General features: G+C 65.6%; 11 protein-coding genes. 7 read left to right on the forward strand and 4 right to left on the reverse strand.

Annotation, left to right across the window (positions count from 1 at the left end):
* Window positions 1–5: 5 nt before the first annotated feature.
* Window positions 6–938 carry a Gfo/Idh/MocA family protein gene (locus ACW178_RS03060; RefSeq protein ID WP_287105002.1) on the reverse strand — a complete coding sequence of 311 codons (933 nt, stop codon included), beginning with the start codon at window positions 936–938 and terminating at the stop codon, window positions 6–8.
* A gap of 3 nt (window positions 939–941) precedes the next feature.
* The gene (locus ACW178_RS03065) at window positions 942–2,099 is read right to left on the reverse strand and encodes a DegT/DnrJ/EryC1/StrS family aminotransferase (protein ID WP_287105001.1); all 1,158 of its coding nucleotides are present in this window, start codon (window positions 2,097–2,099) and stop codon (window positions 942–944) included.
* Window positions 2,100–2,410: 311 nt separating this feature from the next.
* Between ACW178_RS03065 and ACW178_RS03070 the strand changes: the two genes are divergently transcribed.
* Together ACW178_RS03070 and ACW178_RS03075 are read left to right on the forward strand one after the other, a co-directional pair.
* Entirely contained in the window at window positions 2,411–2,920 is a 510-nt protein-coding gene (locus tag ACW178_RS03070; RefSeq protein ID WP_201463522.1) for a D-glycero-alpha-D-manno-heptose-1,7-bisphosphate 7-phosphatase, read from the forward strand.
* Window positions 2,921–2,989: 69 nt separating this feature from the next.
* A complete protein-coding gene (locus ACW178_RS03075) occupies window positions 2,990–3,865 on the forward strand; it encodes an alpha/beta fold hydrolase (protein ID WP_287105006.1) in 876 nt (291 codons plus the stop codon).
* Here the strand turns inward: ACW178_RS03075 and ACW178_RS03080 are convergent.
* Complete coding sequence (locus ACW178_RS03080) at window positions 3,862–6,531, reverse strand: TonB-dependent receptor (protein ID WP_287105000.1); 2,670 nt, start codon at window positions 6,529–6,531, stop codon at window positions 3,862–3,864. The two genes, ACW178_RS03075 and ACW178_RS03080, sit on opposite strands and share 4 nt — an antisense overlap.
* Before the next feature lie 72 nt (window positions 6,532–6,603).
* Here ACW178_RS03080 and ACW178_RS03085 point away from each other — a divergent pair, with 72 nt between their 5' ends.
* Together ACW178_RS03085 and ACW178_RS03090 are read left to right on the forward strand one after the other, a co-directional pair.
* Window positions 6,604–7,482, forward strand: coding sequence for a DUF6528 family protein (locus tag ACW178_RS03085; RefSeq protein ID WP_054764470.1), 879 nt, complete (start codon window positions 6,604–6,606; stop codon window positions 7,480–7,482).
* Window positions 7,483–7,819: 337 nt separating this feature from the next.
* Complete coding sequence (locus ACW178_RS03090) at window positions 7,820–8,704, forward strand: ROK family protein (RefSeq protein WP_492024848.1); 885 nt, start codon at window positions 7,820–7,822, stop codon at window positions 8,702–8,704.
* A 65-nt stretch (window positions 8,705–8,769) separates the two neighbouring features.
* Here the strand turns inward: ACW178_RS03090 and ACW178_RS03095 are convergent, their stop codons facing one another.
* The gene (locus tag ACW178_RS03095) at window positions 8,770–9,744 is read right to left on the reverse strand and encodes an ABC transporter ATP-binding protein (protein ID WP_191558834.1); all 975 of its coding nucleotides are present in this window, start codon (window positions 9,742–9,744) and stop codon (window positions 8,770–8,772) included.
* A gap of 106 nt (window positions 9,745–9,850) precedes the next feature.
* Here ACW178_RS03095 and ACW178_RS03100 point away from each other — a divergent pair, with 106 nt between their 5' ends.
* From ACW178_RS03100 to ACW178_RS03110, 3 genes are all read left to right on the forward strand, one after another.
* Window positions 9,851–10,090, forward strand: coding sequence for a zinc-finger domain-containing protein (locus ACW178_RS03100; RefSeq protein WP_054764473.1), 240 nt, complete (start codon window positions 9,851–9,853; stop codon window positions 10,088–10,090).
* A 70-nt stretch (window positions 10,091–10,160) separates the two neighbouring features.
* A complete protein-coding gene (locus tag ACW178_RS03105; RefSeq protein ID WP_191558833.1) occupies window positions 10,161–10,601 on the forward strand; it encodes a VOC family protein in 441 nt (146 codons plus the stop codon).
* On the forward strand, window positions 10,601–11,236 hold the full coding sequence (locus ACW178_RS03110; RefSeq protein WP_054764475.1) for a DUF6655 family protein: 636 nt from the start codon (window positions 10,601–10,603) through the stop codon (window positions 11,234–11,236). Before ACW178_RS03105 ends, ACW178_RS03110 begins: the two co-directional genes overlap by 1 nt.
* Window positions 11,237–11,238 lie beyond the last annotated feature (2 nt).

Consider the following 11,238-nt stretch of genomic DNA (forward strand, 5'->3'; position numbering starts at 1 on the left):
CCCGATCAGTGTTCGCCCAGGCAGCGCAGCGCGACCTCGAGATTGCGCAGGCCGTCTTCGCCCGTGACCGCCGGGGTCTCGCCCGTGTGGATGGCGCGAGCGAAGGCCTCCAGCTCCTTTTTCAGCGGTTCGGCGGGCCAGCTGTTCAGCATCTTGGTCGAATAGGAGCCGTCGGGCTGCTGGCCGAAATATTCGGTAACTTGGCGGGTGATCAGGTCGGCGACGACGAACTTGGTCTTGGTGGCCACCTGCAGGGTGCGGGTCTTGTAGGGGGTGACCCAGTTGGTGGTGATGTGGGCGATCACCCCGTTGTCCAGCCGGAACTGCAGCAGGGCCGTGTCCTCGCGCTCGGCGCGGGTGCGGGCCAGTTGCGGCTGGACCTCGGTGATTTCCGAGCCGGTCAGGTGACGGATGATGTCGATGTCGTGAACCGCCAGATCGATGACCACCCCGACCTCGCCCATGCGGGGCGGGAAGGGGCCGACGCGGGTGATCTGGATGGAGATGATCTCGTCGTCGGCGACGGCCCGCTTGACCGTCTCGACGGCCGGATTGAACCGCTCGACCTGGCCGACCATCAGGACGCGGTCATTGGCCTTGGCGGCGTCGATCATCCGCTGGGCGTCGGCCACGGTGGCGGCGATGGGCTTTTCGACCAGGACGTGGACGCCCTTTTCCAACAGGGCCACCCCGACTTCGGCGTGGAAGCGGTTGGGCGTGGCGACGACGGCGGCGTCCAGGCCGGCGTCGACGAAGGCCTGGGCCGTCGTGACCGGGGTCGCCTCATAGGCGGCCGCAACGCCCTCGGCGACGACCGCATCGGGATCGAAGACCGTGGTCAGGTCGAACTCGCGCATCTCGGCCGCGACGCGGGCATGGTTGCGGCCCATGACGCCGACGCCGGCGACGCCGAACTTGAGGACGGGGGTGTTCGGCATGGTTCAGCCCTTGTAGCCGGCGACGGCGGCGATGATCCGGTCCTGGGTCGCCTCATCCAGGTCCGAGTGCATGGGCAGGCTGACGACGACGTCCTTCAGCCGCTCGGTGACGGGCAGACCCCCGGCGCCTTGGGGGAAGCGCTGATAGGCCGGCTGCAGGTGCAGCGGGATCGGATAATAGACGGCGGTCGGCACGTCATGGGCCTTCAGATGGGCGATCAGGCCGTCGCGGTCGGGGTGTTCGATCGTGTACTGCGCCCAGTTGGAGACATTGCCCGCCGGGACGTCGGGAACCTTGGCGACGTGGGGGCGCAGGCCTTCATTGTAGCGGGCGGCGATGCGGTTGCGCCATTCGATCTCCTCGCCGAAGACCTTCAGCTTTTCGATCAGGACTGCGGCCTGGATCGTGTCCAGACGGCTGTTCAGGCCGATGCGCATGTTCAGATATTTGGGGTCGTGATCGAAGACGCGGTCCTTCAGGTCCACCGCCACGGCCTTGCCGTGCACCCGGACGGAATCGATCAGCTGGGCCAGTTCGTCGTCATTGGTCAGAACCGCCCCGCCGTCGCCGTAGCAGCCCAGGGGCTTGGCCGGGAAGAAGCTGGTGGTCGTGATGTCGGCCCATTTCAGCGGGTGCTCCCCGCCGACGGTGCAGCCGAAACCCTGGGCCGAATCCGCGATCAGCTTCAGCCCGTGCCTGTCGCAGATCGCCTTGATCGCCGGATAGTCCGCCGGCTGGCCGAACAGATCGACGGCGATGACCACGCGCGGGGTCAGGCGGCCCTCGGCCTTGATCCCTTCGATGGCGCGCTCCAGGGCGGCCGGATCCATGTTGTAGGTGTTCGCGTCCACATCGACGAAGACCGGCTCGGCGTCGAACCATGGCACGACCTCGGCTGTGGCGGCGAAGGTGAAGCTGGGCACGAAGACCGCGTCGCCGCGTCCGACGCCCCAGGCCATCAGCGGCAGGGCCAGGGCGTCCGTGCCGTTGGCGCAGCCGAGCGCATGCTTGGCCTGGCCGAAGACGGCGAGGTCGGCCTCGAACTGACGGACCTGGGGCCCCATGACCCAGGCGCCGCCGACGACGGCGTCCTGAACGGCGGCCTCGATCTTGCCGGCGAGGCGCAGGCGTTGGGCCTGGAGGTCAATGAAGGGGATCATGCGGGCGCTCTCCACGGTGATTCGGGGGCGGCGGACCGACGGATCGGCCGCGAGGATGGCCGCCCTCCTAGCAAGATCAGTCCCAGGGGCCAAACGGGGCTGCGTCACTTCGCGTTGCCCTTTGCAACGTTAGAGCCTGATCCGTTGAGGAGGAACCGCCTCGCGGCTCCGCCTGAAACGATCATGCTCTAGGGCGGCGTTCGGCCGCTCTTGGCGCCGGCTCGTCCGCATCCTAAGCCAGCTTCCTTTTCTAATCGTCCCTTTGCGCCGCGCCCTGCGGCGTCGATGCGACTACGTTCGAGACAAGACGCATGACTGGTGTTCCCGCGGTTTTTCTGGATCGCGACGGGGTTCTGATCGAGGATTCGGGCTATCCCCATCTGCCTGAGCATCTGAGACTGATTCCCGGCGCCTCGGCGGCGGTGCGCCGGCTGAATCGGCTGGGCTATCTGGCGGTGATCGTCACCAACCAGTCGGGCGTCGCGCGCGGTCTGTTCAGCGAAGATCAGATGCATGCGTTCAACGGTTTGCTGACCAGACGGCTGGCCCAGGACGGGGCGGTGATCCACGCCGTCTACGCCTGTCCCTTCCATGCCGACGCCCAGGACGAACGCTATCGCCATCCGGATCACCCTGACCGAAAGCCCAACCCCGGCATGCTGCTGAGGGCGATCGCGGACCATCAGATCGACCCTGCGCGGTCCTTCATGATCGGCGACCAGCAGACCGACATGGCGGCGGCCCGCGCCGCCGGGGTCTCGGGTTTTCTGTTCGAGGGCGGCGACCTGGACGTCTTTGTGAAGGAGTTGCTCGGCGCCTGACGCCATCGCAATTCTTCGCGCGGTGAATTACTGTGGCGGCTTCTCGGTTCAAGGAGACCGCCCGTGACTATGGCCGCCGCCTATGTCGAACGTCGCTGGAAATCGCCGGACGGCCTGGATCTGTTCGCCCGCGACTATGCGCCCGGTCCCGGCCCGGCGCGGCCGCCGGTCATCGCCATCCACGGGCTGACGCGAAACAGCGCCGACTTCGAAGCGATAGCCCCGCTTCTGGCCCAGAGCGGGCGGCGGGTCCTGGCGGTCGATGTGCGCGGACGCGGACTGTCGGACCGCGCGCCCGATCCGATGACCTATCGACCGGACGTCTATGCGGCCGACGTGCTGGCGCTGATGGACCAGGCGGCCGTGGGCCGCGCGGTCTTCATGGGCACCTCCATGGGCGGGCTGATCACCATGGCCCTGACCTCCCTGCGGCCGAAGGCGGTGGTCGCCGCCATATTGAACGACATCGGCCCGGAAGTGGCGCCCGAGGGTCTGTCGCGCATCGCCGCCTACAGCGGACAGCCGGTCGAGATCGACAGCTGGGCGGACGCGGCGGCCTATGCGAAGCGGATCAACGCCGTCGCCTTCCCCCACTATTCGGATGCGGACTGGGACGCCTTCGCGCGACGCATCTTCCGCCAGGGGCCGGACGGCGAGATCGGCCTGGACTATGATCCCGACATCTCCGTGCCCATCCGGGCGGCGGGCGCCAAGGCCCTGGTTCCCAATCTGTGGCCCATGTTCCGGCGGCTGGCCCGCAACCGGCCGACCCTGCTGGTGCGCGGCGGCGTCTCGGACCTGCTCAGCGCCGACATCGCCGCGCGCATGCGTAAGGCGGCGCCGGACATGGCCTATGTCGAGGTTCCCCAGATCGGCCACGCCCCCATGCTGGACGAGCCGGAGGCCAAGGCGGCCATTTTCGAATTTCTGGCTGAGCTGAACTAGTACCTGAACAATGCGCCGGCATAGAAGGCGCGGCCGTTGTCGAGCTCCTCGCGCAAGAGGCCGAAGTCGGGGCCGAACATTCTGCGGCGGCGTTCGTTGGTCAGGTTCTTGGCCTGGGCGACGAGCGTGAGGTTCCGGCTCAGGCGATACCGGGCCTGGGCGTCGAACCTGTCATTGGCTTCAACGATCCGGTCCTGCAGCGGGTCGCTGCTGGACACCGAATAGAGCATGTCGCCGACATGATTCCAGGCGCCCTGCACCGTGAAGGGGCCTGAGATGTAGAAGACCTTGAGGTTGCCGACCCGGTCGGCGCTTTCAAACAGCCCCGGCAGGCGACGTTGCGTGAAGTCGCTCATGGCGACACTGGGCGGCGTCCCGTCCAACAACGTCAGATTGGCGGACACCCCTAACCCTTGGAACGGGGTCGGCAGGAAGTCCATGCGCGAAACCACCAGGTTGAACTCGATCCCCTGGACCTTGAAGTCGCCAGCGTTGACGGGACGTACGCGAGTGACGGATTCCAGCGAGCCGTCGATGATTTCGTCTGCCGTGGACCGCAGGACGATGATCTCGTCCGAAACATCCTTCTCGAAAACGCCGACCGAGGCCATGGTGTCACGGCCCGCGTAATATTCCAGGCTCAGATCCGCGTTATTCGACCGGCGCGGTTTGAGAAAGGGATTGCCGCCCTGAATGGTGTAGTCGCCCTCGGTGTTGACCGTCCGCACTTCGCGCGCAGCGAGGTCGTCATAGTTGGCCCGCCCAATGGTCCGGCTCCAGGCGGCGCGGACTTTCAGGTTTTCGGTCAGATCGTAGTTGGCCTGGAATGACGGAAGCCAGTCGTCATAGTCTGTCTCCTGAACGCCATAAAGGTAGGCGCCGGCGGTCAGGGCGGCGGAACCGGACCGGAGTTTCGTGTGCTCGTAGCGCAGGCCGCCTGAGACGGTGAGGCGATCGGCGCCGAACCGCGCCATGGCGTAGCCCGCGTCAATATCCTCGTCGATGTCATAGTCGGCGGAGATGCTGCCGGCCGCATTCGTCGGGGTCGCCGCGAAACCCGCCCGGTTGGCTTCGAAGAACGCCCGGGCCAGGCCTGAATCAACGATCAGAATTCGTGTCCCCCACGCATTGAAGGGCGAGTAGTCGGACAACCGGCCTACTGCGGACAGGCGATAGTCGCTGGAGCTCAGCGGCCGGTAGTTGTCAACGCCCCTATCGTAGCTGCGCTCAAGGCGACGCGCATAGGCCCCTGTCTGCAGACCCAGGCCGCGGTCGGTTCGATCGACGTTGAAGCCCCAGTCGAGATGCGCGGTTTTGGCCTGTTCGCGGGCGTCGTCCAGCGTGGTGCCGTATTCAAACTGCCGGTAGTTGGCGGGATCGAAGGCGAAGGCCGGGTTGGCCACGTCGAAATAAGGAAACGCGCCCCGCTCGATCTCATAGGTGAAGGCGAGGTTCGTCGTATTGGCGATGCGATAAGTCGCCAGACGCGCGTCCTGGCGGTAGGTGGCCACGGCGTCGTTCAAGCCGAAATCGACGAACTGACGCGCGCCGGGCGCCCAGCGCACCCGGAAATCGACATATCGGATGCCGCGCGCCTGGTCATATTGGACCAGATCGACTTGGGCGTTGGCGGAAGTCACGCTTCCCCCCGTGGCGGAAATGCTGGCCGATACCGGATTGCCGTTCGCTATCAGGATGTTGCTCTGGCGGTCCTCATCGTTGGTATGGGTGAAGTCCGCCGCCGTGAGGCGCGCCTCCAGGCCGCCGTGACGGTATTCGAACTTGCCGAACACGCCCTCTCGCTTACGCACGTTGTCGTAGGCCAGCCAACGACGACGCTGAGGCGCGACGTCCGCCGTATCAAGACCCGGCGCCGTCAAAGCCAGTCGCGCATGGGTGACCGGATCAAAGAAACTATAGTTGTCGACGGCCGAGTTCAGTGACGAAGAATCGCGGATATAGCGGCTCGCCGACACGACGAAGCCAAATCGGTTGTTGGGACCGAAGGTGTTGGAGACCACGACCTCGCCCTGACCGGACGGTCCGCCGTCTCTGAAATGCCGTTCGTTGTCCCAAACGCCAATATCGAACCGTCCAGCGATGAACAGATCGCCGCGTCCGTCAAAGGCGCTGCGGGTCACGAGGTCGGCCGCGCCGCCGATGGCGTTTCCGTTCATGTTCGGGGTCACGGACTTGGAGACATCGACCCGCCGCGCCAGCGACGAGGGGATGACGTCGAGCGAAACGTTGCGGCGCCCGAGTTCGTTGGCCGGAAGGGCGACCCCATCGACCTGGACCAGATTGTAATCGGCGTTCAAGCCGCGAATGGACAAGAACTGCGCTTCGCCGCGGTCATTGTTCTGAACCGTCGAGACCCCTGGAACCCGTTCGAGCGCCTCGCCCAGACCAAAGTCCGGCAAGCTGCCGATTTCGTCCGAACTGATCGAATCCGAGATGATCGCGGCCGTGCGCTTCGTCGAGATTTCGTTCTGCGCCTGTAGTCGAACCCCGGTGACGACGATCTCATCCAACTGGGCGGCGGGAGCGGTCGGGACCGTCTGGGCCACCGTCGGCGTTGCGAAGAGAACGGTGGACGCCAACCAGAGTTGACGAAGCGAAGAGTGGCGAACCGACATGTGGGCCTCCGTGATCGGGATGCGCTCCATTTACTCACTCATAGTGAGATATTTATGACATGATCCGTCGTTATAGGTTCCGGGTCACTTTCAGGAGCCTCCATGATCCTCTCCGCCCTCTTCACCCTCGCATCGGCGCTCTCCGCTTCGCCCGCCCTTCTGGCCTGTGGAGATGATCAGGTCCGGCGCTATGAACTCGCCGCCGAAGGACCGCGCGAGACCTGGCGCTGGGACGCCTCGGAGGCCGAAAACCTGCCGCAGGGGTTTCGCGCGGGGCTCTTGGAAAAGATCGATGAGTGCAAGCCCGTCGCCGATGGTCGTGTGCTGATCACAGCCTCAACGGGGGGCGTGGTACTGCTGGACGGTGCGTCTGGAGACGTGCTTTTTCGCGCTGAAGCGCCCATGGCGCATTCGGCCGCCGTCCTGCCCGGCGATCGCATCGCCGTGGCGCTCTCGATTCACGACAGGGGTGATCGACTGAACGTTTACGATCTCACGGACGGCGAAAAGCCGGTTCTCAGCCTGCCATTGCCGTCGGGTCATGGGGCGGTTTGGGACGCAGAGCGTCAACGTCTCTTCGCCCTATCGCACGACACCATCCAGGCCTTCGCCCTGGTGGATTGGGAGGGTGACGAGCCGCGACTTCAGGAGACGGCGCGGTGGACGCTGCCCGGCGCCCGCGACGGACATGATCTGTCCAGGGCAGCCGACGGATCGGATTATCTGGTCACGACCCACGACGGAGCCTGGCGCTTCGATCCCGAAGCCAACGCCTTCAAGGCTCTGGAGCCGCTGAATCCTGCGCTGCAGGTCAAATCCGTCGACGTCGACGCCGAGGGTCGTCTGGCCTGGGTCAAGGCTGAGGAACGTTGGTGGGCGTTCGGCTTCTCGGTCATGCAAGACGGCCGCGTCGTCCGTGTCCCGATCAACGACATGCATTTGTACAAGGTGCGGTGGATTCCTGCGCCGCCCCGACCATAAGGTAGGTGCTTAGCTGGCCGTTTCCGCTATGCATCCGTCTATGGTGGGAGTCGGTTACGGATCAATCGCGCCGCGTTTCCTGCGTGAGGACGGCGTACGCACGGCGACGGCCAACGAACGTCGGCTGCTGTCCCTGCTGCGCCGGGACGGGCCGATGACGCGCGCGCAACTGGCGCGCGCCACTGAGCTTACGGAACAGTCGATCGCTCGGTTGGTCGAATCTCTTTTGCAGCGCGACCTGCTGATCGAAGGCGCGCCCGTCGTGGCAGGTCGTGGGAAGCCGGGTCTTCCCGTGAGTCTCAATTCAAAGGCGCTTCACGCGGTCGGCGTCTCCGTCATGACCGACGCCGTCGCCGCAGCCGTCATGGATCTGAGCGGCTCGATCCTGGCCCGTCGCCAGATCCCGATCCGCGACGTGTCCCTGACGGCCGCCATCGCCGAGATGCAGAAGCTCGTCAGAGATCTGGAAACCCAGGCGAGCGTGTCCGCCTCTCAAAGGATCGGCGTCGGCGCCGCCGTGACGGGATATTTCATCGGTGACGGGGCCCGCCTCAACCCGCCGCCTGCGCTGGACGCCTGGGCCCTTCAACCGTTGGACGGGATTCTCTCCAAGGCCTTCGACGGCCCGGTGTGGATCGAGAACGACGGCACGGCGGCGGCCATCGGCGAGGCCATGTTCGGCGTCGGGCGCCGGTTGGACAATTTCGCCTATCTGTACTTCTCGGCAGGATTCGGCGGTGGCGTCGTCGTGCGAGGCGAACCCCTGCGCGGCGACAACGGCAATGCAGGCGAGTTCGCCTCTGTCATACCCGTTGACTGGTTCCAACCCAATCTGACCGCCCTGCTCCGGATGATGCAGGCTGGCGACGGCGACCGGTGGGCGTCGCTCGGCGACCTTCTGGCCGACTTCCCCGCCGATCATCCGATCATCGACCAGTGGCTGGACGCGGCGGAACAGCCGCTAAACCTGGTGCTTTCCGCCATATCGGGCGTGCTGGATCCCGGCGGGATCGTCCTGGGCGGGCGGCTGCCTCACGCCCTGGCTCTTCGCCTGATCGAACGGCTGCGCTTCACCAACCCGCAACGTCGCGGGCATTGCCGCCCTGTCCCGAAGGTCGAGGCGTCGCCGATCCTTGGCGACGCCTCGGCGGCGGGGGCCGCCGCACTCCCTTTGCGAGCCGCCTTTTTCTCGCTCGCGTCGCACGAATCCGCCGGTTCTTGACCTCTAACCGGCCCCCTTCATGAGCGGGCCGTTCGGCGCCGTCGTCTGATTGTCTTCGCCCCCTTCTAGTCCCTGGTCGGATCGACCTGACTGGCGTCCCCATAGGTCAGGGCCAGGAAGACGTCCTCCAGGTCGGGATCCTCGGTGGTGATGTCGGCGATGGTGACGCCTGCGGCGCGGACCGCATTGATCACCTGCTCCACCGACGACTGCCCCTTCTTATAGGTCACGGCGAAGGCTCCGCCCGCCCGCGGCGCGACCTGGAAGCCGTTCAGGACCGGGGGCGTCTCCTGCGGCGTCTCGGGCGTGACCACCACATTGCGGCTGTCCAGTCGGCGCAGCAGCTGGGGCGTGGGTTCACAGGCCACCACCCGGCCCCGATTGACGATGGCGATCGTGTCGCACAGCTCCTGGGCCTCCTCCAGATAGTGGGTGGTCAGGACGATGGTCACGCCTTCGGCGTTGATCTGGCGCACATAGGCCCAGAGCTGACGGCGCAGTTCGACGTCCACCCCCGCCGTCGGTTCGTCCAGGATCAGAATGGGCGGGTTGTGGACCAGGGCCTTGGCCACCATAAGGCGACGCTTCATGCCGCCGGACAAGGCGCGGACATAGGCGTTGGCCTTGTCCGACAGGCCCAGCGCAGCCAGAAGTTCGTCGGAACGGCGTTCGTTCTTGGGCACGCCGTAGAAGCCCGCCTGAACCTCCAGCGACTCGCGCGGGGTGAAGAAGACGTCGGCGACGATCTCCTGAGGCACCACGCCCAAGGCGGCGGCGGCGTCACGCGGCTCCTTGTCGATGTCGCGGCCCCAGATGGTCACAGTCCCCTCGGACTTCTTGACCACCCCCGCCAGGATGTTGATCAGGGTCGATTTGCCGGCGCCGTTCGGGCCCAGGAGTCCGAAGACGGACCCGCGTTTCACCGCCAGGTCCACGCCGTGCAGGGCGGTCTTGGGGGCGGCCTTCTTGGAGCCGGCGTAGGTCTTTTTGAGCCCCCGCACCTCAATGGCGTTGTCGGGCAGGGTGGTGGGGTCGGTCATTCGGTCGGGCTTTGATCGGACAGGAAGGGGCGCGGCGGTTTGACGCCGCCGAATGGGCCGCATAGGTATGCGTCCGACGCCTCCTCGCCAAGATACGAGCCGAATAATGCCGCCCCGCCACCCCGATGCGATCATTCCGCCCCCCGAAGAGATCGTGGTCTCGACAAAGCGTGTCGCCTGCGACGGCGGCGGCGGCGCCCTGGGCCATCCGCTGGTCTATATGGACATGGGCGAGGATGATTTCGTCGAATGCGGCTATTGCGACCGTCGCTTCGTCCTGTCGGCCCAGCCGCATGACGAAAGCGAATATCTGAGCCCCGCCGCCCGCGCGGCCGAGGCGCACTGAGGCTGCGGTTTGGCCGCTCAGCCGCTGTAAGAGACGCTCGACCCCGCCTTTGAACTGAAAAGAGACAGAGTTGCGCTATCTGCACACCATGGTCCGCGTTCGCGACCTCGACGCCTCTCTGCATTTCTACTGCGATCTGCTGGGGCTTCAGGAGGTGCGTCGCACCGAGAATGAAGCGGCACGTTTCACCCTGATCTTTCTGGCGGCGCCCAAGAATCTGGAGCAGTCGGCGGCGGAGCGGTCTCCCGAGCTGGAACTGACCTACAACTGGGATCCGGAGACCTATCAGGGCGGCCGCAATTTCGGACATCTGGCCTATAAGGTCGATGACATCTATGCCGCCTGTCAGCGGCTGATGGACGGGGGCGTGGTGATCAACCGACCGCCGCGCGACGGCAATATGGCCTTCGTCCGCTCACCGGACGGTATTTCGATCGAACTGCTTCAGGACGGTCCGCCCCTGACGCCGGCCGAGCCCTGGGCGTCCATGCCCAATACGGGGAGCTGGTGATGGGCGGATTTCGCGCGACGTCGGCGCGCCTCGTCGCCGCCCTTTCGATGACAGCCCTTCTGGCCTCGGCCTGCGCCTCAACCACGGAATCCAACATCGGCCGCACGGCGACCGAAAACCTGCTGCTGGCCCGGGCCGCAGACAAGGCGGTGGAGGGCCTGTCCCTGCCGCTTCCGACCGGCGCGACCGTGTTTGTCGATGAGACCTATTTCCAGACCGAAAACTCCCGCTACGCCATCAGCGCAATCCGCGGGGCCCTGTCGGACGCCGGTTATCGGCTGACCCGCACCCGGGAGGACGCCGACGCCGTGTTCGAAATCCGCACCGGCGCCCTGGCGCTGGAGCAGATGCGCCGCGTCTTCGGCATTCCCGAAATGCGGATTCCGATCAACGAGAACTTCAACGTCGTCTCGCTGCCGGAGCTGTCGGTTTACAGCAATCGCGACCGGGCGGGCGTGGCCGAATTCTCCGGCTTTCTCTATGAGGCCAAGACCGGAGCGCCCTTGGGCGCGGTTCTGCCGATGATCGGACAGTACCGGATTCGCAGCCACAAGCTGTTCATGATCGTGACCTGGGGCCAGCAACAGGCGCAGCCGGGTCAGCGCGATCCGGGATCGAGCTGGACGGAATTCTGACG

It is taken from the genome of Brevundimonas sp. AVps4 (assembly GCF_058681525.1).

Excerpts from the sequence above, each read along its gene's own strand:
- ACW178_RS03060 (WP_287105002.1), bottom strand. The coding sequence starts at position 938 with ATGCCGAACACCCCCGTCCTCAAGTTCGGCGTCGCCGGCGTCGGCGTC.
- ACW178_RS03090 (WP_492024848.1), top strand. The coding sequence starts at position 7,820 with ATGACCGACGCCGTCGCCGCAGCCGTCATGGATCTGAGCGGCTCGATC.
- ACW178_RS03110 (WP_054764475.1), top strand. The coding sequence starts at position 10,601 with ATGGGCGGATTTCGCGCGACGTCGGCGCGCCTCGTCGCCGCCCTTTCG.
- ACW178_RS03095 (WP_191558834.1), bottom strand. The coding sequence starts at position 9,744 with ATGACCGACCCCACCACCCTGCCCGACAACGCCATTGAGGTGCGGGGG.
- ACW178_RS03080 (WP_287105000.1), bottom strand. The coding sequence starts at position 6,531 with ATGGAGCGCATCCCGATCACGGAGGCCCACATGTCGGTTCGCCACTCT.
- ACW178_RS03075 (WP_287105006.1), top strand. The coding sequence starts at position 2,990 with ATGGCCGCCGCCTATGTCGAACGTCGCTGGAAATCGCCGGACGGCCTG.
- ACW178_RS03065 (WP_287105001.1), bottom strand. The coding sequence starts at position 2,099 with ATGATCCCCTTCATTGACCTCCAGGCCCAACGCCTGCGCCTCGCCGGC.
- ACW178_RS03070 (WP_201463522.1), top strand. The coding sequence starts at position 2,411 with ATGACTGGTGTTCCCGCGGTTTTTCTGGATCGCGACGGGGTTCTGATC.
- ACW178_RS03085 (WP_054764470.1), top strand. The coding sequence starts at position 6,604 with ATGATCCTCTCCGCCCTCTTCACCCTCGCATCGGCGCTCTCCGCTTCG.
- ACW178_RS03100 (WP_054764473.1), top strand. The coding sequence starts at position 9,851 with ATGCCGCCCCGCCACCCCGATGCGATCATTCCGCCCCCCGAAGAGATC.